Source organism: Dietzia sp. SL131, from assembly GCF_026672565.1.
GTDB lineage: Bacteria > Actinomycetota > Actinomycetes > Mycobacteriales > Mycobacteriaceae > Dietzia > Dietzia kunjamensis.
Map to the genome: position 1 here is coordinate 123,523 of NZ_JAPPRI010000003.1, position 23,328 is coordinate 146,850.

General features: G+C 72.5%; 24 protein-coding genes. 14 read left to right on the forward strand and 10 right to left on the reverse strand.

Going from position 1 to position 23,328, the window contains the following annotated elements; translation table 11 throughout:
• The first annotated feature begins 110 nt into the window (after nucleotides 1-110).
• Genes OVA21_RS01235 through OVA21_RS01250 form a run of 4 tightly spaced genes read left to right on the forward strand, consistent with a single transcriptional unit; the run spans nucleotide 111 to nucleotide 3,260 of the window.
• The gene (locus OVA21_RS01235) at nucleotides 111-1,064 is read left to right on the forward strand and encodes a Rossmann-like and DUF2520 domain-containing protein (RefSeq protein WP_268091607.1); all 954 of its coding nucleotides are present in this window, start codon (nucleotides 111-113) and stop codon (nucleotides 1,062-1,064) included.
• Entirely contained in the window at nucleotides 1,061-2,047 is a 987-nt protein-coding gene (gene panC / locus OVA21_RS01240) for a pantoate--beta-alanine ligase (protein ID WP_268091608.1), read from the forward strand. The genes OVA21_RS01235 and panC overlap by 4 nt, the downstream gene beginning before the upstream one ends.
• Nucleotides 2,048-2,473: an aspartate 1-decarboxylase gene (panD, locus tag OVA21_RS01245; protein WP_067711586.1), complete on the forward strand. Its 426-nt coding sequence runs from the start codon at nucleotides 2,048-2,050 to the stop codon at nucleotides 2,471-2,473.
• A gap of 16 nt (nucleotides 2,474-2,489) precedes the next feature.
• Nucleotides 2,490-3,260 carry a type III pantothenate kinase gene (locus OVA21_RS01250; protein ID WP_268091609.1) on the forward strand — a complete coding sequence of 257 codons (771 nt, stop codon included), beginning with the start codon at nucleotides 2,490-2,492 and terminating at the stop codon, nucleotides 3,258-3,260.
• Between the two features lie 251 nt (nucleotides 3,261-3,511).
• Here OVA21_RS01250 and ygiD read toward each other — a convergent pair whose 3' ends face one another.
• Entirely contained in the window at nucleotides 3,512-4,312 is an 801-nt protein-coding gene (ygiD, locus tag OVA21_RS01255) for a 4,5-DOPA dioxygenase extradiol (RefSeq protein ID WP_096906105.1), read from the reverse strand.
• A gap of 276 nt (nucleotides 4,313-4,588) precedes the next feature.
• On the opposite strand from ygiD, the gene OVA21_RS01260 reads away from it, so the two are divergent.
• From OVA21_RS01260 to lysS, 3 genes are all read left to right on the forward strand, one after another.
• Nucleotides 4,589-5,044: a rhodanese-like domain-containing protein gene (locus OVA21_RS01260; RefSeq protein ID WP_120284672.1), complete on the forward strand. Its 456-nt coding sequence runs from the start codon at nucleotides 4,589-4,591 to the stop codon at nucleotides 5,042-5,044.
• 49 nt (nucleotides 5,045-5,093) lie between these two features.
• Entirely contained in the window at nucleotides 5,094-6,026 is a 933-nt protein-coding gene (gene glsA / locus OVA21_RS01265) for a glutaminase A (protein ID WP_069388838.1), read from the forward strand.
• Nucleotides 6,027-6,088: 62 nt separating this feature from the next.
• On the forward strand, nucleotides 6,089-7,723 hold the full coding sequence (gene lysS / locus OVA21_RS01270; protein ID WP_268091610.1) for a lysine--tRNA ligase: 1,635 nt from the start codon (nucleotides 6,089-6,091) through the stop codon (nucleotides 7,721-7,723).
• 49 nt (nucleotides 7,724-7,772) lie between these two features.
• Here lysS and OVA21_RS01275 read toward each other — a convergent pair whose 3' ends face one another.
• Nucleotides 7,773-8,150: a DUF1801 domain-containing protein gene (locus OVA21_RS01275; protein WP_326493456.1), complete on the reverse strand. Its 378-nt coding sequence runs from the start codon at nucleotides 8,148-8,150 to the stop codon at nucleotides 7,773-7,775.
• 339 nt (nucleotides 8,151-8,489) lie between these two features.
• Complete coding sequence (locus OVA21_RS01280) at nucleotides 8,490-9,227, reverse strand: L,D-transpeptidase (protein WP_268091612.1); 738 nt, start codon at nucleotides 9,225-9,227, stop codon at nucleotides 8,490-8,492.
• A gap of 158 nt (nucleotides 9,228-9,385) precedes the next feature.
• Here OVA21_RS01280 and OVA21_RS01285 point away from each other — a divergent pair, with 158 nt between their 5' ends.
• On the forward strand, nucleotides 9,386-10,036 hold the full coding sequence (locus OVA21_RS01285) for a L,D-transpeptidase (protein WP_268091613.1): 651 nt from the start codon (nucleotides 9,386-9,388) through the stop codon (nucleotides 10,034-10,036).
• Nucleotides 10,037-10,046: 10 nt separating this feature from the next.
• On the opposite strand, the gene OVA21_RS01290 is transcribed toward OVA21_RS01285, so the two are convergent.
• The 3 genes from OVA21_RS01290 to hrpB form a co-directional block, all read right to left on the reverse strand.
• Complete coding sequence (locus tag OVA21_RS01290) at nucleotides 10,047-10,610, reverse strand: hypothetical protein (RefSeq protein ID WP_268091614.1); 564 nt, start codon at nucleotides 10,608-10,610, stop codon at nucleotides 10,047-10,049.
• Between the two features lie 111 nt (nucleotides 10,611-10,721).
• Nucleotides 10,722-11,273, reverse strand: a complete 552-nt coding sequence (locus OVA21_RS01295) for a hypothetical protein (RefSeq protein WP_268091615.1) — start codon at nucleotides 11,271-11,273, stop codon at nucleotides 10,722-10,724.
• Nucleotides 11,274-11,381: 108 nt separating this feature from the next.
• The gene (gene hrpB / locus OVA21_RS01300) at nucleotides 11,382-13,928 is read right to left on the reverse strand and encodes an ATP-dependent helicase HrpB (protein WP_268091616.1); all 2,547 of its coding nucleotides are present in this window, start codon (nucleotides 13,926-13,928) and stop codon (nucleotides 11,382-11,384) included.
• A 217-nt stretch (nucleotides 13,929-14,145) separates the two neighbouring features.
• On the opposite strand from hrpB, the gene OVA21_RS01305 reads away from it, so the two are divergent.
• A complete protein-coding gene (locus OVA21_RS01305; protein WP_096906097.1) occupies nucleotides 14,146-16,800 on the forward strand; it encodes an ATP-dependent Clp protease ATP-binding subunit in 2,655 nt (884 codons plus the stop codon).
• Between the two features lie 148 nt (nucleotides 16,801-16,948).
• Here OVA21_RS01305 and OVA21_RS01310 read toward each other — a convergent pair whose 3' ends face one another.
• Both OVA21_RS01310 and OVA21_RS01315 read right to left on the reverse strand, forming a co-directional pair.
• Nucleotides 16,949-17,257, reverse strand: coding sequence for an antibiotic biosynthesis monooxygenase family protein (locus tag OVA21_RS01310; protein WP_067711618.1), 309 nt, complete (start codon nucleotides 17,255-17,257; stop codon nucleotides 16,949-16,951).
• A gap of 23 nt (nucleotides 17,258-17,280) precedes the next feature.
• Nucleotides 17,281-18,150: an A/G-specific adenine glycosylase gene (locus OVA21_RS01315; protein WP_096906096.1), complete on the reverse strand. Its 870-nt coding sequence runs from the start codon at nucleotides 18,148-18,150 to the stop codon at nucleotides 17,281-17,283.
• A 38-nt stretch (nucleotides 18,151-18,188) separates the two neighbouring features.
• Here OVA21_RS01315 and OVA21_RS01320 point away from each other — a divergent pair, with 38 nt between their 5' ends.
• Together OVA21_RS01320 and OVA21_RS01325 are read left to right on the forward strand one after the other, a co-directional pair.
• Nucleotides 18,189-18,842: a carbonic anhydrase gene (locus OVA21_RS01320; RefSeq protein WP_069390409.1), complete on the forward strand. Its 654-nt coding sequence runs from the start codon at nucleotides 18,189-18,191 to the stop codon at nucleotides 18,840-18,842.
• A gap of 99 nt (nucleotides 18,843-18,941) precedes the next feature.
• Nucleotides 18,942-19,601, forward strand: a complete 660-nt coding sequence (locus OVA21_RS01325; protein ID WP_067711627.1) for a hypothetical protein — start codon at nucleotides 18,942-18,944, stop codon at nucleotides 19,599-19,601.
• A 49-nt stretch (nucleotides 19,602-19,650) separates the two neighbouring features.
• On the opposite strand, the gene disA is transcribed toward OVA21_RS01325, so the two are convergent.
• Nucleotides 19,651-20,709, reverse strand: a complete 1,059-nt coding sequence (disA, locus tag OVA21_RS01330; protein ID WP_067711629.1) for a DNA integrity scanning diadenylate cyclase DisA — start codon at nucleotides 20,707-20,709, stop codon at nucleotides 19,651-19,653.
• A 52-nt stretch (nucleotides 20,710-20,761) separates the two neighbouring features.
• Complete coding sequence (locus tag OVA21_RS01335; protein WP_067711632.1) at nucleotides 20,762-21,334, reverse strand: hypothetical protein; 573 nt, start codon at nucleotides 21,332-21,334, stop codon at nucleotides 20,762-20,764.
• Nucleotides 21,335-21,531: 197 nt separating this feature from the next.
• On the opposite strand from OVA21_RS01335, the gene OVA21_RS01340 reads away from it, so the two are divergent.
• The 3 genes from OVA21_RS01340 to ispF are packed head-to-tail and all read left to right on the forward strand — an operon-like array spanning nucleotide 21,532 to nucleotide 23,313.
• Nucleotides 21,532-22,026 (forward strand): CarD family transcriptional regulator, encoded by a 495-nt coding sequence (locus tag OVA21_RS01340; RefSeq protein ID WP_067711635.1) that lies wholly within the window; start codon nucleotides 21,532-21,534, stop codon nucleotides 22,024-22,026.
• A 16-nt stretch (nucleotides 22,027-22,042) separates the two neighbouring features.
• Nucleotides 22,043-22,834 carry a 2-C-methyl-D-erythritol 4-phosphate cytidylyltransferase gene (gene ispD / locus OVA21_RS01345; RefSeq protein WP_235027740.1) on the forward strand — a complete coding sequence of 264 codons (792 nt, stop codon included), beginning with the start codon at nucleotides 22,043-22,045 and terminating at the stop codon, nucleotides 22,832-22,834.
• Complete coding sequence (ispF, locus tag OVA21_RS01350; RefSeq protein ID WP_069390411.1) at nucleotides 22,831-23,313, forward strand: 2-C-methyl-D-erythritol 2,4-cyclodiphosphate synthase; 483 nt, start codon at nucleotides 22,831-22,833, stop codon at nucleotides 23,311-23,313. The genes ispD and ispF overlap by 4 nt, the downstream gene beginning before the upstream one ends.
• The last annotated feature ends 15 nt before the right edge of the window (nucleotides 23,314-23,328 follow it).

The following is a 23,328-nucleotide window of genomic DNA, read 5'->3' on the forward strand; positions in this document are numbered from 1 at the left end:
CACTTGATGCTGCTCGTGGCCGCCGCCGCGACTACTCTCGCCTGCGAGATGTCCGGGACCCACCATCAGTGAGTGGGCCTGGAACGGATCGAGCACTGGAGCACCCTGAGATGTCCGACCACGGCGTCACCGGAACACCCCCTGCCCGCCTGTCCATCGGCCTCGTGTCCGCGGGTCGCGTGGGCACCGCGGTGGGCGCCGCCCTCGAGCGGCGGGGACACGTCGTCTCCGCCCTCGTCGCACGCTCGGCGCAGTCGCGGGACCTCGCTGCCCGCCGCCTCCCCGAGGCCCGCATCACCGATCCCGCCGGCGCGGCGGCGGCGGGCGAACTCCTCATCCTCGCGGTGCCGGACTCGGCCCTGCCCGGGGTCGTGGCCGAGCTCGCCGACGCGAACGCCTTCCGTCCGGGCCACATCGTCGTCCACGTGGCCGGCGCGGTGGGCGCGGAGGTCCTGCGCCCCGCCGCCGACGCCGGAGCCGTGGTCGTCGCCGCGCACCCGGCCATGACCTTCACCGGGGGAGCGGCCGACATCGACCGCATGGAGGGGTGCTCGTGGGCGCTCACCTCCCCGGACGAGATCGGACTGGTCGTCGGCCAGATGCTGGTCATGGAGACCGGTGGCCTGCCCGTCACCGTCGCCGAATCCCACCGGGCCCTCTACCACGCGGCGCTCGCGCACGGTGCCAACCACCTCGTCACCCTCGTGAACGACGCCGCCGAGGCGCTCGCCGCGTCGTTCGCCGTCCTGCCCGGGGGCGGAGTCGAGGGCGATCCCGACGGCATGCTCGGGCAGGACGCGGAGGCGCTCGCGCGCCGCACCCTGGAGCCGCTCCTGCGGGCCGCCCTCGACAACGTCCTGGCCTCCGGGGACTCTGCCCTGACCGGTCCCGTGATGCGCGGTGACGCCGTCACGGTCTCCCGCCACCTCGATGCCCTCGAGGACGTCGACGGGGGCATCGCCGCCGGCTACCGGGCGCTCGCGTTGCGCACCGCCGACCGCGTCGGGGCCGGAGCCGACGTGACCGACCTCCTGGCCCCCGACCTCACGGAGCAGCTTCGATGACCCCCACCACCTTCGCGGTCCGGACCGCGGTCCCCGGTCGCCCGAACACCGGATACAACCGGGGTGAGCTGACCATCCACCACGACCCGTCCTCGCTGCGCGCGGTCACCGAGTCGCTGCGCAAGGTCGGCAAGCAGATCACGTTCGTCCCCACCATGGGCGCGCTCCACGAGGGGCATCTCGCGCTGGTCGAGGCGGCCCGCCGCACCCCGGGGTCGGTCGTGGTGGTGTCGATCTTCGTCAACCCGCTGCAGTTCGGGCCCGGCGAGGACCTCGACGCCTACCCGCGCACCCTCGACGAGGACGTGGCCCGGCTCGCCGACGCCGGCGTGGAACTCGTCTTCGCGCCCAGCGCGGCCACCATGTACCCGGACGGCCCCCGCACGACGGTGCAGCCCGGCCCGACCGGTGAGATCCTCGACGGGGCCGCGCGACCCGGCCACTTCGCCGGGATGCTCACCGTGGTGAACAAGTTGTTCAACATCGTCTCCCCCCACCAGGCGTTCTTCGGGGAGAAGGACTACCAGCAGCTGGTGCTCATCCGCCAGATGGTGGCGGACCTGGACATGGACGTGCGGGTGGTCGGCGTCCCGACCATCCGGGAGTCGGACGGGCTGGCGAGGAGCTCCCGCAACCGCTACCTGTCCGCCGAGGAGCGGGAACTGGCCACCGTCCTCAACGCCGCCCTCGTGGCGGGGACGTTCGCCGCGAAGGGCGGGCGCCGGGCCGTCGTCGACGCCGCCCGCGCGGTCCTGGACGAGCGGCCGCAGATCTCGATCGACTACCTCGAACTGCGCGCCGGGGACCTCGGGGAACCGCCGGAGGAGGGGCCCGGCAGGCTCCTCGTCGCGGCCCGCATCGGGGCCACCAGACTCATCGACAACGTCGGCGTGGCGATCGGTACCGGCTTCGCCGCCGCCGCCGAGGCCACCGTCGCCGCCCAACAGGCCGAGATGGCCCGAGACCTCGAGGAAGGCCCGTAGATGCAGCGCACCATGCTCCACTCCAAGATCCACCGTGCCACCGTCACCCAGGCCGACCTGCACTACGTCGGCTCCTGCACGATCGACGCCGACCTCATGGACGCCGCCGACCTGCTCGAGGGCCAGCAGATCGACATCGTCGACATCGACAACGGCGCCCGCCTGACCACCTATGCCATCACCGGCGAGCGCGGCTCCGGCGTGATCAGCATCAACGGTGCCGCCGCCCACCTCGTGCACCCCGGCGACCTGGTCATCATCATCGCCTACGCCCAGATGTCCGACGCCGAGGCGCGGGCCTACTCCCCCCGCGTGGTGTTCGTCGACGGCGACAACCGCATGCTCACCGAGGGCACCGACCCCGCGGACGTGCCCGAGGGCTCGGGTCTGAAGAACCCCCGCGTGCCGGAGCCCGCCGCCGTCTAGGCAGCGCGGACAGAAGATGCTGCTCACCGTCGACGTCGGCAACACCCACATCCGGCTCGGCATCTTCCCCCCGGGCGGCGGGCCGCTCGAGCGCACCTGGAGTATGCGCACGTCGCCAGCGGTGACCTCCGACGAACTCGCCCTGACCATCCGCGGCCTGTTGGGGGACTGCGCGCAGCGGCTCACCGGCATCTCCGCGATGTCCGTGGTCCCGTCTGTCACCGGGGAACTGCGCCGGATGGCCGCCGACTACTGGCCGGGACTTCCGGCCGTCGTCGTCGCGCCCGGGGTGAAGACCGGGGTGCCGCTCAAGGTCGACAACCCGCGGGAGGTGGGCTCGGACCGCGTGGTCAACGCGTTGGCCGCCCACACGCTGTTCGAGGGGCCCGTCGTCGTCGTCGACGTCGACACGGCGACCACCGTCGACGCCGTCTCCGCCCGCGGCGAGCTGCTCGGTGGGGCGATCGCGCCCGGCATCGACATCTCCGTCGACGCCCTCGCCGAGCGCGCCGCCGCCCTGCGCAAGATCGAGGTCGTGCGGCCGAAGGGAGCCCTGGGCAAGAACACCGTCGCGGCACTCCAGGCCGGCATCGTGATCGGGTTCGCCGGCCAGATCGACGCACTCGTGGACCGGCTGCGCACCGACGTCCCCGAGCTCGCCGACGCCTCCGTCGTCCTCACGGGGCTGCGCGCGGACGTCGTGGCGGAGGAATCCCGGACCATCACCGACGTCGAGCCCGAACTGGCGCTGGAGGGTCTGCGGTTGGTGTTCGAGCGCAATTCCTGAGCTGAGCAGCTCGCCGAGGTTCTCCCTCACACGCAGGGGCTCCCGCGCATGGACTCCCGCTCGCGCCCCTGTCCGCCGGAAACGCAGCCGCCCGCGGCGATGGCGTCTGGCCTGCACCGCGGGGCGCGCGAGACGCCGTCGAGAGAGGCGACTGTCGGGGGCGAGCAGGCGGCCGAGCGGATGCCGGGGCCGTGGCTCAGGCCCGCCCGGCCGCCGGACGCGGGAGGGTGGCCGGGCCCGGGGCTCCGGGCTCAGGCCGCCGAGCGGTAGCTGGTCATGGAGACCGAACCCCAGGCGTAGCCCCTGGTGAACGCGTCGAGCGTCTCGCTGGAGCCCGCCGCCATTCCCGCCGTGTACAGCAGCGGCAGGAAGTGGTCCGCCGTGGGCACGGCCAGCCGGGCGTCCGGGTGCTCGGTCAGCGCGAGGGCGTCCTCGGGGCGCGTGGTGAGCAGTTCCCGTGCGTGGTCGTCGAACCGGTGGGCCCAGTCGGTGCCCGCGTCGCCGAGCGACGGGTCCACCGCCGCGAGGTTGTGCACCACGTTGCCGCTGGCCAGCACGAGGACGCCCGAATCCCGCAGGGCGGCCAGCCGGGTGCCCAGGTCGAAGTGGTAACCCGCCGGCTTGGACGCGTCCACCGACAACTGCGCCACCGGCACGTCGGCGTCGGGGAACACGTGCGTGAGGACGGACCACGTGCCGTGGTCGAGGCCCCAGGAGTCCTGGTCGGCGCCGACCCAGGTGGGCTTGACGGCCTCGGCCACCTCGGCCGCGAGCTCCGGGGCGCCCGCGGCGGGGTACTCGAACTCGTTGAGCTCGCGGGGGAAGCCGTAGAAGTCGTGGATGGTGCGCGGCGCCGACATCGCGGTGACCGCCGTGGCGCCTATGTACCAGTGCGCCGACACGGCCAGTACGGCCCGCGGCCGCTCGGGCAGGGATGCGCCGAGGGCGGCCCACTGGCGGGTCCACTCGTTCTCCTCGAGGGCGTTGAGGGGAACGCCGTGGCCGATGAAGACGGCGGGTTGACGGGCGGTCGAGGGGGGCGAGGCGGTCATGGTTCTCCTTCTCTCACATACATGATGCATCAACTACCCGGCCGGGCGCCAGTGTCGACCGCCACGCCGGCCCCGTGCGCCCACCCCGTGCACCGGCCCCGCGCGCGCGGGCGGCCCTTGCGGTAGATAGACCGGTCTGTCTACTATGGCCGCATGACAACGCGACGAATGCCCCCGGCCGGTCCGGTGGCCTCCGCGCGCGTCCAGCACAGGTGTCCCCGACCGGCAGGCCCCCGCCACGCCCCAGCCGCCTTCACCTCTTCCGGGAGCACCGGCATGACCACCAGCTTCAGCACCACCTCCGCCACTGCGGGAACCCCCGCCACGGCGACGTCGTCCAGCACGGGCGTCTCGACCACCCTCGCCGCCGGCGACTACCCCGCGGCGGTCCGTGCGGGCGCCCTCGTCGTCGACATCCGGTCCCGGGCCCAGCGTGAGCGCCAGGGGGTGCTCGCGGGCGCCGTCGCCGTGGAGGCCCGGCCCGTCGTCGATCTGCTCGACCCCCGATCGGCCGCGCCGCTCTCCGCCGTCACCGACGGCAGGGCGGTCGTCCTCGTCAGCGACGACGGCCTCGACGCCGAACTGTTCGCCCTGGAGCTCCATTCGCGTGGCGTCCGCGGTGTCCGCGCGGTGGACGGCGGCCACGACGCACTCCGGGCCGCCCGGGCGCTGGCCCTGCTCTCCGGGGCCGACCACCTGCTGCGGGAGCGCTCGGCCATTTCGGCACACTGAGCTTGGTCGACCGGGGGCGTCGGCACGCCGGCGCCGGTACGGTCGCACCATGACGGACATCTCCGCAGACCTGCTGGCCGAGATCCTCGACGAGGTCCGGGAGGACGTCTCCGGCGACGTCGTCCCCCACCTCGGCGACTACGAGCACCCCCACCCCGACGCCCTCGCGCTGGCGGTCTGCGACCTGGACGGCCACGTCGTCTCGGCCGGCGATGACGAGACGCTCTTCGACCTGCAGTCCGCCTCCAAACCGTTCGTCTACGCGCTCGCGCTGGACCAGAAGGGCGTCGACGTGGTCGCGAAGCGGATCGGGGTGGAACCCTCCGGGGACCCGTTCAACGAGATCTCCCTCGAGGCCGGCACCGGCCGCGCCCCCAACGCCCTCGTCAACGCCGGCGCGCTGGCCGCGCACGCGCTGGTGGGGGAGGAGGACGACGACGAGGACACCCGTTTCGAACAGATCCGCGTGATGTTCTCCCGCCTCGTGGGCCGGGAGGTCGAGGTCGACCAGCAGATCATCGACATCGAGTCCCGGAGCGCCCACCGGAACCAGGCGCTCGCGCATCTGCTGGCGGAGGAGGGCACCCTGGCCGACGACCCCCACCAGGTGGTGTCCGGGTACGGCCGGCAGTGCGCGATCCGGGTGGACACCCGCGAGCTGGCGCACATGGCCGCGATGTTCGCGGGCGGCGGGCGGCTGCCGGGTGACGGCGAGCAGGTCCTGGGTCGACGGGCGGTGCGCTACGCCAACAGTGTGATGTTCACGTGCGGCATGTACGACGCGGCCGGGGACTGGGTCTACCAGGTGGGTCTGCCCGCCAAGAGCGGCGTCTCGGGGTGCCTGTTCGCGGTGGTGCCCGGCCGGCTCGGGGTGGCCGCGTACTCGCCCCGGTTGGACGAGCACGGCAACAGTGTGCGCGCCGCCGCCGCGATCGAGGCGCTGTCCGACCGACTGGAGCTGCACGTCCTCGACATGGCCTGAGGCCGACGGGTCGCAGCCCACGGGTTCGGTCCCCGGGCCGGTCACGACTATCCTCGACAGTCGTGACCGATTCGACTCCCGCCGCGCCCGGGGCCGCCACCGGTGAGCCCGCCGACGACACCCCTGAGCAGCTGCGCATCCGCCGCGACAAGCGGCAGCGCATCCTCGACTCCGGGGCGCAGGCCTACCCGGTGGAGGTCCCCCGTACCCACGGGCTCGCCGAGATCACCTCGGACCCCCGCTTCCTCGCGCTGGAGCCGGGTGAGGAGACCGACGCCCGGGTCTCGGTGGCGGGCCGGGTCCTGTTCATCCGCAACACCGGCAAGCTGTGCTTCGTGCGCCTGCAGGACGGTCTCGACCCGTCGGCGGACCTGTCCGCCCCGTTGGCGGAGGGGGAGGTGGGACCGCTCACGCCGCAGCTGCAGGTGATGCTCTCGCTGGCAGCCGTCGGCCAGGAGCGGCTCGACGCGTGGAAGCAGGACGTCGACCTGGGTGACCACGTCTCGGTGACCGGCCGGGTCGTCCGGTCCAAGCGCGGTGAGCTGTCCGTCATGGCCGATTCCTGGGTGCTGGCGGCCAAGTCGCTGCGCCCGCTGCCGGTGGCGCACAAGGAGCTGAGCGAGGACACGCGCGTCCGCCAGCGCTACACCGACCTGATCATGCGGGACGCCGCCCGCCGCAACGCCATCACCCGCATCAAGGTGGTCCGCGCCTTGCGTGACGCGCTGGAGAGGCGCGGCTTCCTCGAGGTGGAGACGCCGATGCTGCAGACGCTGCACGGCGGCGCGGCGGCCCGGCCGTTCATCACCCATTCCAACGCGCTCGATCTGGACTTGTACCTGCGCATCGCCCCCGAGCTGTTCCTCAAGCGGTGCGTGGTGGGCGGGATCGAGCGGGTCTTCGAGATCAACCGCAACTTCCGCAACGAGGGCGTGGACTCCTCGCACAGTCCCGAGTTCGCGATGCTCGAGACCTATCAGGCCTACGGGGACTACGACACCTCGGCCACAATGATCCGCGAGGTCATCCAGGAGGTCGCGCACGCGGTGTTCGGCTCCACGACGGTCACGCTCGCCGACGGCACCGAGTACGACCTCGGCGGGCAGTGGCGCGAGATGCGGATGTACCCGTCCCTCAACGAGGCGCTGCGTGCCAAGCACCCCGGGGTGGTGGGGGACGACGACGAGGACCCCGTCACGGTCGACTCGACGGTCGACGAGCTCACCGAACTGGCGGGGAAGGTCGGTCTCGAGGTCCCCAGTGGCCAGGGGTGGCTGCACGGCAAGCTCGTCGAGGAGCTCTGGGAGCACCTGTGCGGCGATCAGCTCGACGGACCGGTCTTCGTGCGGGACTTCCCCGTGGAGACCTCGCCGTTGACCCGCGATCACCGCACCGACCGCGGGGTCACCGAGAAGTGGGACCTGTACGTCCGCGGATTCGAGCTGGCGACCGGCTACTCGGAGCTCGTCGATCCCGTCATCCAGCGTCAGCGCTTCGAGGACCAGGCACGGCTCGCGGCGGCGGGTGACGACGAGGCGATGGTGCTCGACGAGGAGTTCCTCGCCGCGATGGAGCAGGGCATGCCGCCGACCACCGGGCTCGGGATGGGGATCGACCGACTGCTCATGGCGTTGACCGGCCTGGGCATCCGCGAGACCATCCTGTTCCCGATGGTCAAGCCGCTGCCGCGCGACTGACGGCGGCGGCCGGGTGGGGCTGCGGCCCGGCCGGCGCTCGGGTCGCCGGTCAAGGCGCCCCCGCGCCGGCCGCCCGCCGGTCCCACGCGCTGGCGACCATGTCGCGCAGCGCGCGGACGTCGATCCGGTCGAGCCTGGTCACGTAGAGGCAGCCCTTTCCGCTCTTGTGGGGGCCGAGTCGGGCCAGTTGCTCCTCCTCGTCCGGCCCGCCCAGGAGCCCGTAGAGGGATGTCGCCGACGACCTCGGGCTGAAGCCCACCACGAAGGTGTCGCCCTCCCGGCCGCTGTCGTAGACGTAGTGGCTGTGTCCGTATCCGACGATCGAACCGGCCCACATCGAGGCCGGCTCCCCGGTGATCTCTCGAACATCGCGAGCAGTCGCAGGCCGTCGTCGACGCGCCGAGCGGTGGGAAGGCCCTCGATCCATTGCCTCGGCGGCGCCCCGGTGGGTAGTAGCGCGGTGTTGTCGTTGCGGCCGGTGGCCGCGGGCCGGGACACGGGGGCGGAGAACGCGAGCCCGGCGGCGGTCAGCGCCTCGCGTAGGACGCCGAGCTGGGACGGTCCCACCCCGTGGAGCGCGAGGACGTCCTTCTCCGGGGTGCCGTCGAGGTGCCGCAGGTCGGTGATTCCCGCGGTGGCCAGGGCGCGCGTCGCCGGGGCCGAGAGCCGTGGCAGCGGCAGCGGAGGACCTGTCATGCCCACGACGCTAGACCGGAATGTGGGGCCCGACCAGGTTCAGGTGCACAACGATCGCCCCGCCCCGTGGTCAGAATGCGACGATCTCGTCCCCGACCCTCAGCTGCTCGAAGAAGTGTGCGGCCGCCTGCTGGCCCAGGTGGACGCACCCGTGGGACGGTTCGTCCAGCCGACCCTGGTGGAATGCCATGCCGTCCACGGTGAAGTAGGTCGAGTACGGCATCGGGGAGTCGAAGACCCGGCTGTGGTCGTGGCGCACGTGCCGCAGGATCCGGTGCGCGCCCCGCGCGGTCTCGTAGCCGGGCATGCCGGTGGTCACGGGGACGGGACCGTAGGTGATCTCCCCGTCGTCGACCATCCAGGCCCGCTTGCCGTCGACGTCGACGCACGCCCGGGCGGTCGGTGGGTACCGGGATGGCGCGGGTTCGCCGACGGTGTCCGGGGCGCCGGGACCGTTCCCGAGCAGGGTCTGACGCGTCAGTTCGTCCACCTCTCCGGCCTCGACGGGGCCGCCGGCCAGCACGTCGCGGGCGACGAGGTCCATGTCGGTCAGGTGGGCCGGCCGCCCCTGTTCCTCCAGGACCCGGTGGGCGACCGAGCGGACCATCTGCTCGTCGACGGCCACCGGCTGCGGGGGCGCATCGGTCACGATCCGGGTGTCCGTCTCCGTGACACCGGCGGCGTCGGCGGGCGGGGTGGCCGAGGGCGACACCCCGGACGCGGTCCCGGCGGCGGAGGCGCCGAGCAGCGCGGCGGCGCCGAGTGCCAGCAGGCGAACCCGGCCGGTGGTACTACTCCGAGAGGCCATGCCGCGACCCTATCCATTCCCCGCCCGCGGGTCAGCCGGCCCGCGAACTCCCGGGCCCCGCTCGGCACCCTCCCGCCGCGGGCCCGTCCGTGGGGACGAGACCGGAACGTGATTGCGAGTCGCCCGTCCAGGTGATCCGGGTGGGCGATAATCCGGGGATGGACACACTCTTATCGCGCGCGGGAGCGGTGGTGGCCGCCGCGCTGATCGCCGTCGGAGGGGCGGCCCCGGTGGCGTCCGCGCAGTTACCGGTCGCCCTCCCGGCTGAGGTGCAGCAGGTGGTGGACCAGGCACAGGCGGGCTCGGCGCAGGCGGAGGAGCAGGTGCGGACCTCGGTGGGCGGCTCGCTCGCCGCCGCCGGCATCACCCCGCCACCCGGCCTCGCCCCGCCACCCGGTCTCGCCCCGTCCCAGGCCCGCTCACCGCAGCCCGCCCCGTCTCCGCCTCCGGACCCGACCCCGCAGAGCCCGTGCCCGCGTACCGCGGCGGCGTGTGTGGACCTGGACGGGAACCGGGCGTGGCTGCAGTCCGGGGAGCGTCTGAGCTACGGGCCGGTGCGGATGTCCCACGGCATGGCCGGTTGGGAGACCCCCAGGGGGACCTATCAGGTCACGCGAAAGGTGCGGCACGAGGTGAGCCGGTTGTTCGACAACGCGCCCATGCCCTACGCGGTGTACTTCGTCGGGGGGATCGCGTTCCACGAGGGCGACCCCACGGTCGAGTCGCACGGCTGCATCCGCCTGGACCAGCCCGCGGCCGCCACCTTCTTCGATCGGCTGCAGGTCGGCGACACGGTGGTGGTCTTCTAGATCACCCGTACTAGATCACCCGCGCGTCCATCGTCCGGTGGCCCGAACCGGTGTCGGGGTGGACGTACTCGGCGGTGAAGGCGGCCCACGCCGACACCGCCGCCACCGTGACGAAGCCCAGGGCCGCCACGTAGGGCCCGAAGGTGACCGACGCGTCCGCCGGCAGGCCGGACAGCATGGGTTCCGCCTCCCCCGTGGAGGCGATGAGGATCCACACGAACGCGAGGTGTCCGACCAGGGCGCCCGCCGCGACCACCGCGGCGGCCAGTGCGAACGCGCCCAGTCGCGTCCCCGCGGTCGCCGCCACCAACAGGAGCATTCCCACCAGGCCCAGGTAGAGCACGGGTGCCACGCTGCGGACGTCGATGAGGTCGGTGATCCCCAGCGCGGTGATCTGCTCGCCCCGCCCGGTGCTCAACCAGGGCAGGTAGAGGCTGAGCAGGGCGACGGCCAGGCCTCCGACCTCCACCAGTGCGCAGAGCCGACTCCGTCCGCGGGATATGACCTTGGTCCGGGTGGGGGTCCTCGTGGGGAGGGGGATCCGGTGGGGTGGGGGAGGTGTGTACGCGGCCATGAGGATCGCCTTTCGGCGACGCCGGGCCGCCTGTGTGGTCCTGACCTGATGATATGCCCGAACCGTCAGTGCATCCACCCGATGCGGCGGGCCCGCGTCGGCCGGTGTCGCTCAGTCGCGGAGGTGTCGCCCCGCCTCGACGTCCGGGAAGAGGTAGTCGGCGGCGCGGGCCGCCCATACGGACCCGGCGAACACGAGGACGAACCCCAGCGCGGCCACGTAGGGGCCGAACGTCACGGATGCGTCGGACGGCAGCCCCGCCAGGATCGGGTCCGCGCTGCCGGTGGAGGAGCCGAGCGTCCACACGAATGCGAGGTGGGCGGCGAGCACGGCCAGCGCCACGATCGCGCTCGCGTAGGCGAAGGCGCCGAGTCGGGTCACCGTGGTCACCGCCACCAGGAAGGACATCAGGACCAGCCCGAGGAAGAGGGCCGGGGCGACGCCGCGGACGTCGATGATCTCGGTGATGCCGATGGCCGTGATCTGTCCGCCCCCGGCGGCGAAGAGCCAGGGGAGGTACAGGCTGAGCAGCGCCGATCCGAGGCCCGCCACCGCGATGAGGGCGCCGATCCGGTTTCGCACGTGCGGGATGAGCCCGTCGGGGGAGGGGGACGTCGCGGAGCGGTCCTCGCGGTGGGGCGCGCGAGGCGTGTACGCGGTCATGTCGATCACCCTTCCGGCACGAATGTGCGCTTGTGGTTTACGTCACATCTTAGTCCTGGGTCGCCCGGGGATCCACCGCCGATCACCGCCGCCGATCACCGTCTCCGGTCACCGCCGCCGGTTCGTCCGGCGTGTCGGCTCGGCGGACATGGGATCCTCCGGCCACGGGTGTCTGGGGTACCGCCCCCGCATCTCCGCGCGCACCCCGGGGTAGGCCTCGCGCCAGAAGAACGCCAGGTCCCGTGTCACCGCGAGCGGCCGGCCGGCGGGCGAGAGCAGGTGGACGGTCACGGGCACCCGGCCGTCGCAGACGCGGGGGGAGGTGGTCCAGCCGAAGCACTCCTGCAACTTCACCGCCAGCACCGGCGGGTCATCGGAGCCGACCTCGGGGTAATCGACGCGGTACGACGACGAGGAGGGCACCTGCAGGCGGTCGGGCACCAGCTCATCGAACCGACCGGCCTCGGGCCAGGGCAGCAGTCGGCGCAGCGCCGGTCCGAGGTCCCGTCCCGCCAGCCGGGAACCGTGGGCGAGGGCGTCGATCTCCGGACCGAGCCAGTCGTCCAGCCGCTCCGCCAGCCCGTCGGCGGACACGTCCGGCCACGGCGGGCCCAGCTCCCGGTGCGCGAGCCCGAGACGGCGCCACAGCCGGACCGCGTCGTCGTCGGGCCCCAGCGCGGCGAGTCCGCCGGCTCGGACCGCCGCCGCCACCGCCCGCCCGGCGGCCGCGGGGGAGGGCCGGACCGGTGTGGAGGAGAGCTCGATCGCGCCGAGCCGCCGGATGCGTCGCCCTGCCACCGAACCACTGTCGAAGACGGCCGTCTCGTCGTCGTCGAGGAGGTGTGACGCCGCACGCCCGGAGGCGCGACCGACCTCGGCGACCGCGAGCCATTCGTGGCCCGCCAGCGCGGAACCCGGCGGCACCACTGCGCCGGTCCCGGAGGCGAACGTGTACTGGTCGCCGCGTCGGCGCGCGATGCGGTCCGGGTGGGCGAGCGCCACGACCGTCCCGACGGCGTCCGCCAGCGGGATCCCTCCTCCCGACTGGCCGCGCCCGCCATTCCCGCCCCGGCCGTCGGCCCGACCGTCGGCCCGGCCGGCACCGCGGTCGCCCCGCACGATCCGCTCGAGGCGGCGGACCTCCTGCTCCCACGACGAGGCGTCCGGCGCGCGTCCCGACCGCAGCGCCCGCAGGTCCGCCACCAGGTCACCGCCGGGCGAGCGCCGACCCGAGGCCAGCATCGCGACCACCTCGGCGGCCGTCGTCGCCCCGACGAGCCCCGCGCCGTCGAGCAGCGCCCGGGCGTGACGCGGATCGGCCGGCACCCGTGCCAGGTCGCGCCCGCGGTCGGTCACGCGGCCGTCGTCGTCGACCCCGCCCAGGCCGTGCAGCACCGCCTCGGCGCGGGCGATCTCCCCCGACGGCGGCGGATCGGGCAGCGCCAGCCCCTCGCCGCGGGGAGCACCCCAGCAGGCCACATCGAGCGCGAACGTCGTCAGGTCGGACGTCGCGATCGCCGGGGTGCGGTGGTCGGGCAGGTGCGAGTACTCCTGCTCCGTCAGGCAGCGCACCGCCACGCCGGGGCCGAGCCGGGCGGCCCGTCCGGAGCGCTGGACGCACGAGTCCCGCGACGCCGAGACCGTCACCAGCCCGGTCATGTCCCGCGCGGTGTCCCGGCGCGGTTCGCGGCTGAGGCACGCGTCCACCACCAGTCGTACCCCGGGCACCGTCAGCGAGGACTCCGCCAGGTCGGTCGACACCACGATCCGCGGCAGCACCGCGTCGCCCGGCCCGGTCCGTCTCCCGGAACCCGAGACCGCCCGGTCCTGCGCAGCGGCGTCCAGCCCGCCGTGCAGCGGCAGGACCTCGACCGCGTCGCCCGACCTCCCCGACAGCGCGCGCACGACCCGCTCGATCTCGCGCACACCCGGCAGGAACACCAGTGCGTCGACGCCACTCGCGGCGACCTCGCGCGCCGTCACCGCGGCCACATGGTCCAGGAAGGCGTCGGTGACCCCGCGGGCGTCCAGGCGGGCCGCCGGCGGCGGGGCGTACCGGATCTCCAGTGGGTGCAGTTCCGCAGGGACGTCGACGACCGGCGCCGCGGTGTCCCCGGCCGCGGTCCCGCCGCCGAGCAGCCGGGCGAAGCGCCCTGCCTCCACCGTCGCGGACATCGCCACCACCGGCAGATCGTCGCGCAGCTGCCGCACCTCACACAGCAGTGCGAAGGCCAGGTCGGACTCGACGTCGCGTTCGTGGACCTCGTCGAGCACCACGGCCCCGACACCGGGCAGGTCGGGATCGGCGAGCAGTCGGCGCACCAGCACCCCCGGCGTCACGAACTCGACGAGGGTGTCCCTGCCGACACGCGAGTCCCCACGGACCGTGTAGCCCGCCACGTCACCGGTCCCGGTCCCCGTGAGCGCGGCCAGCCGCCGGGCGGCCGAACGGGCGGCGACCCGTCGGGGCTGGGTGACGACGACCCGCCCCGACACCGCGTCGGCGACCGCGGGCGGGACGAGTGTCGTCTTGCCGGTGCCGGGTGGTGCCTGGACCACCGCGGTGCCCGACGTGGCGAGGGCGTCCCGCAGGGCGGGCAGGGCCCGGGCGAACGGCAGCCCGCGGCCGATGCGGTCGAGATCGAACGCGCTCACGGCGCCCGGCCGCCGATCGCGTAGCTCATGGCGACGACCCTAGTGGCCGGGGATCCGGCCCGTTGCGGGGCGTTCGCTGACGGCGTACACGATCGTGCAATCGATCCCCGACCTGCCACGTTGAACACTGGTGACGGGCCTCGTGCTGCTCCTGCGGTGCAGAGCGTCAGAACCGGCCACTACAGTGGTGAAAAACCGAGGAATGTGAGGTAGCACGATGTTCGAACGGTTTACCGACCGCGCGCGTCGCGTCGTCGTCCTGGCCCAGGAAGAGGCCAGGATGCTCAACCACAATTACATCGGCACCGAGCACATCCTGCTGGGTCTCATCCATGAGGGCGAGGGAGTGGCCGCCAAGGCCCTCGAGTCCCTCGGGATCTCGCTGGAAGCGGTGCGGAGTCAGGTCGAGGAGATCATCGGCCAGGGCCAGCAGGCGCCCAGCGGGCACATCCCGTTCACGCCGCGGGCCAAGAAGGTCCTGGAGCTGAGCCTGCGCGAGGCGCTGCAGCTCGGCCACAACTACATCGGCACAGAGCACATCCTGCTCGGCCTCATCCGTGAGGGCGAGGGCGTCGCCGCCCAGGTGCTGGTCAAGCTCGGCGCGGACCTCACACGGGTGCGCCAGCAGGTCATCCAGCTGCTGTCCGGGTACCAGGGCAAGGAGGCCGAGGCCTCGGGCACGCCCGCCGGCTCCGGTGGCCGCGAGGCCGGGACCCCGTCGTCGTCGACGGTCCTGGACCAGTTCGGTCGCAACCTCACCCAGGCCGCCATGGAGGGCAAGCTCGACCCGGTCGTCGGTCGCGCCAAGGAGGTGGAGCGCATCATGCAGGTGCTCTCCCGGCGCACCAAGAACAACCCGGTGCTCATCGGTGAGCCCGGCGTGGGCAAGACCGCCGTCGTCGAGGGCCTGGCGCAGGCTATCGTCAACAACGAGGTCCCCGAGACCCTCAAGGACAAGCAGCTGTACTCGCTTGACCTGGGCTCGCTCGTGGCCGGGTCCCGTTACCGCGGTGACTTCGAGGAACGCCTGAAGAAGGTCCTCAAGGAGATCAACCAGCGCGGCGACATCATCCTGTTCATCGACGAGATCCACACCCTCGTCGGGGCCGGTGCCGCCGAGGGCGCGATCGACGCGGCGTCGATCCTCAAGCCCAAGCTGGCCCGCGGTGAGCTGCAGACCATCGGTGCCACCACGCTCGAGGAGTACCGCAAGCACATCGAGAAGGACGCGGCGCTCGAGCGTCGTTTCCAGCCGGTGCAGGTGCCCGAGCCGAGCGTCGAGCTGTCCATCGAGATCCTCAAGGGGCTCCGGGACCGCTACGAGGCCCACCACCGGGTCACCATCACCGATTCGGCCCTGGCCGCGGCGGCCCAGCTGGCGGATCGCTACATCAACGACCGGTTCCTGCCGGACAAGGCCATCGACCTCATCGACGAGGCCGGTGCCCGCATGCGCATCAAGCGGATGACCGCTCCGCCGGACCTGCGCGAGTTCGACGAGAAGATCGCCGACGCGCGCCGTGAGAAGGAGTCCGCGATCGACGCGCAGGACTTCGAGAAGGCCGCCGGGCTGCGGGACACGGAGAAGAAGCTCATCGCCGAGCGTGCCGAGCGCGAGAAGCAGTGGCGCGCGGGCGACATGGACGTGGCCGCCGTGGTCGACGAGGAGCAGATCGCCGAGATCCTGGGCAACTGGACCGGTATCCCCGTCTTCAAGCTCACCGAGGAGGAGACCACCCGTCTGCTCCGCATGGAGGACGAACTGCACAAGCGGATCATCGGCCAGGAGGACGCCATCAAGGCGGTCTCGCGGGCGATCCGCCGCACGCGTGCGGGGCTCAAGGATCCCAAGCGTCCCTCGGGCTCGTTCATCTTCGCCGGCCCGTCCGGTGTCGGTAAGACGGAGCTGTCCAAGGCCCTGGCGAACTTCCTGTTCGGCGAGGACGACGCGCTCATCCAGATCGACATGGGTGAGTACCACGACCGCTTCACCGCCTCGCGGCTCTTCGGCGCGCCCCCCGGGTACGTCGGTTACGAGGAGGGTGGCCAGCTCACGGAGAAGGTGCGGCGCAAGCCGTTCTCGGTGGTCCTGTTCGACGAGATCGAGAAGGCCCACTCCGAGATCTACAACACCCTTCTCCAGGTGCTGGAGGACGGCCGTCTCACCGACGGTCAGGGACGCATGGTGGACTTCAAGAACACCGTGCTGATCTTCACCTCGAACCTCGGGACCAGGGACATCTCCAAGGCCGTCGGGATGGGCTTCCAGTCCTCCGACAACACCGAGGACGCCTACGAGCGGATGAAGCAGAAGGTCAACGACGAGCTGAAGAAGCACTTCCGCCCGGAGTTCCTCAACCGTATCGACGAGATCGTCGTGTTCCACCAGCTCACGCAGGAGCAGATCGTCCAGATGGTCGACCTCATGGTCAGCCGTGTGGGCGTGGCGCTCAAGGCCAAGGACATGACCATCGAGGTCACCGATCGGGCCAAGCAGCTGCTGGCCAAGCGGGGCTTCGACCCGGTCCTGGGTGCGCGGCCGCTGCGTCGCACCATCCAGCGCGAGATCGAGGACACGCTCTCGGAGAAGATCCTCTTCGGCGAGGTCGCGGCCGGCGAGCTGGTCACGGTCGACGTCGAGGGCTGGGACGGTGAGTCCGACAAGACCGAGGACGCGAAGTTCACCTTCTCGGGCGCCCCGCGTCCCGACGCCCCCGCGGACCGCGAGGGCGAGGCGATCACGGCGAGTGTCGCTCCCACCGGCGAGGCCGGCCCGGGTGACTCGCTGCCGCCGACCTCCGGTGGCTTCGGTGGCGGCTCCACCGGCGGGCCCTCGGGTTCCGGCGGCGGGGCGGCTCCCGCCACCACCTGATCCGGTGCCGGTCCGCCCCGAGCGGCTGACGCAGAGCCCGAGCGGCTGACGCAGAGAACGACCCCCGCCACGAGGCGGGGGTCGTTCTCGTTCTCCCCGCTCGGGAACGGGGCGGCTGTGTCAGGCGGAGGGTGTCAGGCGGAGGGTGTCAGGCGGAGGGCTTGACGTCCATCACGACGTCGAACTCCAGCAGGTTCGCGCCCTCGGCGACGGGCTTGCCGTGCTCGCCGGCGTGGGCGGCCCGGGCGTCCCCGTCGCGCCACGCGGCAAAGGACTCCTCGTCCTCCCAGGTGGTCACCACGAAGTAGCGGGTCTCGCCGCCGGTGGGGCGCAGCAGCTGGAAACCGAGGAATCCGGGCGAGTTCTCGACGGTGTGCGCCCGCTCGGAGAAGCGGCGCTCGAGCTCGGCGCCGGCCTGCGGCGGGACGTTCAGGGCATTGATCTTCACGACGGCCATGGGCCGAGCCTACCCAGGCGGGCCTACGCGGGAAGTGAGTAGTGCTCGCCGACGCGGACGACGAGCCCGTCGCCGAGCAGCGAGTCCAGTGCCCGGTCGCGCTGGGTCGCGTCGGGCCACACCGCGTCCAGGGCGCTGCGGGCGGCGGTACTGTCGCCGTCGCGCAGGACGTCCAGCAGCAGCCCCCGCACCTGCCGGTCGGTGCCGGCGAACGTCTGCACCTTGCGCCGCGGGCCGTCCCACTCGGGTCGGCCCGCGGCCAGCCACACGCAGGTGGGGGCGAGGGGGCAGTCGTCGCAGCGGGGGGCCCGGGCCGTGCACACCAGCGCACCGAGCTCCATGACGGCCACGGAGAACGCCACGGCTCGCTCGCGGTCGTCCGGCAGCAGCGCCTCGACGGCGGCCAGGTCGCGTCGCGTCGACGGGGGCCCCGCCTCCGCGACGCCGCGCACGGCGCGTGCGACGACCCGGCGGACGTTGGTGTCGACCACGGGGACTCGCCGCCCGTAGGCGAAGCAGGCGACCGCGCGCGCGGTGTAGTCGCCGACGCCCGGCAGCGCGAGCAGCTGGTCGACGTCGTGGGGGACCCGGCCGTCGTGGAGGTCGACGACGGCGAGGGCGCACTCGCGGAGCCGCAACGCGCGGCGTGGATAGCCGAGTTTGCCCCACATGCGGATCACGTCGGCCGGGGCGGCGGCGGCGAGTTCGGCGGGGCCGGGCCAGCGGTCGAGCCAGGCCCGCCAGACGGGCTCGACCCGGGCAACGGGGGTCTGCTGGCTCATGACCTCGCAGAGCAGGATCTCCCATGCGCCGACCCCGTCACCGCGCCACGGCAGCGGGCGGCCGACGCGGTCGAACCAGGAGAGGAGCGCGGGTGTGTCGAGGGAGGTCAACGTCCGTCTTTCGGGGTCGGCGGTGCACAATATGAGCCATGCCTCATACCAACCCGATCAGCGCATGGGCCTCGCTCCGCGACGGCAACCACCGCTTCGTCGATTGCGAGATGCGTCATCCCAGCCAGAATACCCAGCGACGTGAGCAGCTCGTCGCCGCGCAGCACCCCAAGGCGGTCCTGTTCGGGTGCTCGGACTCCCGGGTGGCGGCCGAGATCATCTTCGATCAGGGGCTCGGTGACCTGTTCGTCATCCGCACGGCCGGTCACATCATCGACACCGCCGTGCTGGGGTCGATCGAGTACGCCGTCCACGTGCTGGACACGCCGCTGATCGTGGTCCTCGGGCACGACAGCTGCGGCGCGGTCAAGGCGACCGTGGACGCGCTCGCGACCGGTGAGATCCCGCCGGGCTTCCTGCGCGACGTGGTGGAGAAGGTGTCGCCGTCGATCCTCAACGGGCGTCGCGAGGGGCTCAGCAGTATCGACGACTTCGAGGCGCGCCACGTGCTCGAGACGGGTGAGCTGCTCGAGCAGCGTTCCAAGATCATCAGCGAGCGGATCGACAACGGCGAACTCGCGATCGTCGGCGTGACCTACAAGCTCTCCGACGGCCGCGCCTACCTGCGCAGCGTCCTGGGCGAGGTCGAGGACGTCCCCCACGGCCCCGGTGAGGAGATGGTCGCCATCTGACGCCCTCCGGCGGCCCGGCGGCCCGGCGGCCACCCGGTCTGAGGGACACGCCGCGCCGACGGGCAGGTGGGGCACCCGCGCGGCTCTAGAGTTGGACCCGTGCAGGAACCCCAGGGCCCCCTACCGCGCGAAGTCTATGTGCGTCGCCGCGTCGCCGCGGTCGTCGTCGCCGTCATCGCCGTGGTCGTGGTGGTGCTCGCGCTGTTCCTCGCCTCCCGCGACAGCGGGACCGACACCCAGGAGACCGCCGCGGGCGGGGAGAACGGCACGACCGGGGCCGTCGAGACCTCGGAGACGTCCACCTCCGCGACCACCGAGCGGGACGACGACGGAGGCGCCTCGCGGGGCCGGTGCGCGGACGAGGATCTCCGTCTGGACGTGTGGCCGGCCGAGCCCAACGTGCCCGTGGGCTCCGACGTGCGCTTCTTCGTCAACATCGTCAACGTCTCGGACACCACGTGCGACCGGGACCTGTCGGAGGCGCCGCTGTCGTTCGAGGTCTACCGGCTCGACGACAACTCCAAGGTGTGGTCGAGCATCGACTGCACCACGCCGCGCGAGGAGGACCAGGTCGAGCTGCGCCCCGATGAGCCGGAGCCGCGTCAGATCGACTGGACCGGCCGACGGTCCGCCGAGGGCGCGTGTTCCGAGTCGGACCGGACGCCAGTCGAGGTCGGTGCCTACCAGGTGTACGCACTGGTCGGGAACGTCTTCAGCCCGGCCTCCACCTTCAACGTGGTCGAGGCCCCCGAATCCTGACCGGGTCCTGACCGGGCCCGCGCCGAGCGATGGGGCGCCGCGGTGGTCGTCAGCCGGTGCCCAGGCCGGTGAGGCGCTGCCGGACGTGGCGGGCCCACAGCGCGCCGACGCCCTCGACGTCGGCGAAGTCCGACTGCTCGGCCGCCAGCAGTGCGGGCACCGATCCGAAACGTTCGACCAGCGCCGTGATCTGCACCGGCCGCAGGCGAGGGATGTGCGCGAGCATGCGGTGTCCGCGGGCGGTGACGTGCTCGTCCAGGTCCTCGGGCTCGGCCGGTAGCCCCAGGCAGCGCGCGACGGGCGCGGGCAGGAGCAGGTCGGCGTCGGTCAACGCGGCCAGTCGCTCGAGCCCGGCGGTGACCTGCTCGGGTGTCGGTATCGGGCGTGCATCGCCGTCGACGGCCTCCACGCGGAGGTGGTCCGCGACCAGGCCCCACAGTTCATCGGGGGTGTCGGAGAGCAGTTCCTCGAGCTGCAGGGTTGTCTGGCGCCCGTATTCGCCCATCTCCACCGTGAGCTCGGCGAGTTCGGCGCCCAGGCGTTCGAGCCTGAGCAGGCGCTGGGCCATGGTCACGACGTCGCGCACCGAGGCGTAGTCACCCATCTCCGCCCGGTCGAGCCGGGCGCGGGCACGGGCGGTGCGGGCGCCGTGCCGCTCCATCGTGGCGACCGTCTGGTCGGCCCGGGCCAGCAGGACCACCGGGTCGGCCAGCACCCGGGCCAGTCCGCCGGCGTAGACGGTCACCGTGGTCATCGACGCCGACACGGCCACCGTGGGGACGCCGGTGTGCAGCGCCGTGCGCTCGGCGGCGCGATGACGGGTGCCCGTCTCGACGGCCGGCAGTGACGGGTCGGGGACCAGGTGGACGTTGGCGCGGGTGATCCGGGAGCCATCGGTGGACAGCACCACGGCGCCGTCCATCTTGCTCAGTTCCCGCAGTCGGGCGGGCGCGAACTCGACGTCGAGGTCGACACCGCCGTCGCAGATGGCCCGGACGGCGGGATCGTCACCGAGCACCACGAGCCCCCCGGTGCCGCTACGGCGGATCCGGTCGAGTGCGTCACGCAGCGGGGTGCCCGGGGCGAGTCGCCGCAGGACGGCCCGCATGTCGGGGTCGACCGGTGAACCGTCGGCCGAGCGGGCGGAGAGGGCGGACGTGTCAGTGCTCCTCGGACTCGCCGGCGTACTCCGTCGGACGGGTGTACTCGCCGGCCTCGACGAGCTCGCCCACGACGGCGGCCTCGGTCTCGATCCGGTCGCCGTTGGAGAAGCTCACGGTGGCGGGCACGGAGACCCCGACGTCGAGGTCGTCGGCCGAGGGGAGGGTCGCGGTGGTCTGCTCGACGCAGACGCCCTCCGGTGCGGGGGCGGGCTCTGCGCCTTCGGTCGCGTCGACGACGATCGTGCAGCCACGCTGCAGCGGCCGGGTCTCGCCGAGCTGGACCGGGGTGCCGTCGATCTCGACCTGATCGAGGGAGACGGCCTCGCCGAGGCCGTAGCCGGTGAACGAGGCGACGAATCCGACGCGGGCCTCGCCACCGTTCTCGGGGACGACCACCTGCAGGTCGTTGACGTGCAGGTCGCCCGCGGAACCCCGTCCACCGTCGACCGCGGCGACCTGGTTGGCGGTCTGGGAGACCTGGCCGGCGCTGCAGGCCGACGCCCCGAGGGCGGCGCCCACGGCCAGGACTACGAGCGCGGTGCGGCGCAGGCCGGTGTTCGGTGAAGTCACGTCAGGCTCCTCGGGGATGGTCGTCTCTCAGGCCGGTCTCATCGTAGTCCACGGCCCGTCCAGACCGGCGTCAGAGTGGCCCCCTCACACCCGTGGGATTCCCTCGTCAGCCTGTACACGTTGCTGACCTGCGCAAACGGAAAACGCCTGCACTGAGGGCGTGCTAAGATAGGGCGGTCGAAAGGGGAAAGCCACTCATGGAGTTCAAGGTCGGCGACACCGTCGTCTACCCGCATCACGGCGCCGCCACCATCCAGGCGATCGAGATGCGGACGGTCAAGGGCACCGAGAAGGAATACCTCGTCCTCAAGGTTTCACAGGGCGACCTCACGGTGAAGGTACCGGCCGAGAACGCCGAGTACGTGGGCGTTCGCGACGTGGTGGACCAGGCGGGCCTGGACAAGGTCTTCGAGGTCCTGCGCACCGAGCACGCGGAGGAGCCCACCAACTGGTCGCGTCGGTACAAGGCCAACGGCGAGAAACTCGCCTCCGGTGACGTCAACAAGGTCGCCGAGGTCGTGCGCGACCTCTGGCGCCGCGATCTCGATCGTGGCCTGTCCGCGGGCGAGAAGCGCATGCTCGCCAAGGCGCGCCAGGTGCTCGTCGGCGAGCTCGCGCTCGCCGAGCGCTCGGACGAGGAACGCGCTGACGCCCTCCTCGGTGAGGTCCTCGGCTCCGCCGCACCGGCGTGACGCGACCGTCGGAGTGATCGGACACGGTCCGGACGGCCACCCCGCCCCCACGGGCAGGGTGGCCGCCGTCGTTCCCGCGGCCGGTTCCGGGCTCCGGCTCGGCGCGGGACTGCCCAAGGCCTTCGTCGAACTCCACGGCCGGACGATGCTGGAGCGGGCCGTCGCCGGCCTGCTGGACTCGGGGGCCGTCGACGATGTGGTGGTGGTGGTCCCGTCGGACCGCGTCCGGGAAGCCGAGTCGATGCTCGCCCGACTCCGGAACGATGACCACCTCGTCGTCGTCGCCACCGGCGGCGCGGAGCGCACCGACTCCGTGCGCAACGGGCTCGCGGCGCTGACCGCCACCCACGGTGATGCCGGCGCGGCGGTGTACGACGTCCTGCTGGTGCACGACGCGGCGCGGTGCCTCACCCCCGCCGCACCGACGCGGCGCGTCGTCGAGGCCGTGCGCTCCGGCGAGGTCGCCGTGGTGCCGGTGCTCCCGGTCGTCGACACCGTCAAACAGGTCGACGTCGACGGCTACGTCGTGGGCACCCCCGACCGTTCCGGGCTGCGCGCCGTCCAGACACCCCAGGGATTCGCTCCCGACGTCCTGCTCGCCGCCTATGACGCGGCCGGGGACATCGCCACCGACGACGCCGGCCTGGTCGAACGGATCGGGCAACGGGTCGCGACCGTCGAGGGAGACGCGCTCGCGTTCAAGATCACCACCGCCACCGACCATGCCCGCGCGCTGACGGAACTCGCCGGATCCCGTCCCGGCTCGGCGCCCCCCGTCCCCGCGGGCCGAATCCAGGAGGACCCGTGACCGGACCCGTCATCCCCCGCGTGGGGATCGGCACCGACGCCCACCGCGTGGAGCCCGGAAAGCGCTGCATGATGGCGTGTCTGCACTTCCCCGAGGACAACGGGTGCGAGGGGCACTCCGACGGGGACGTGGTCGCCCACTCCCTGGTCGACGCCCTGCTCTCGGCGGCGGGCCTCGGCGACCTCGGCGCGCTGGTGGGCACCGGACGACCCGAGTACGACGACGTCTCGGGCGAGCGCCTGCTGCGGGAAGCGGTGGCCGAGCTGGACGAGCACGGGTGGGTGATCGGCAACGCCGCCGTGCAGATGGTGGGCAACCGGCCCAAGATGGGGCCGCGCCGTACCGAGGCCGAGCAGCGATTGTCCGAGATCATCGGCGCCCCGGTCTCCGTCTCCGCCACCACCACCGACGGCATGGGCTTCACCGGCCGCGGTGAGGGGGTCTCCGCCGTGGCCACGGCACTGGTGTACCGGGCCTGACGGCCCGACACCGGT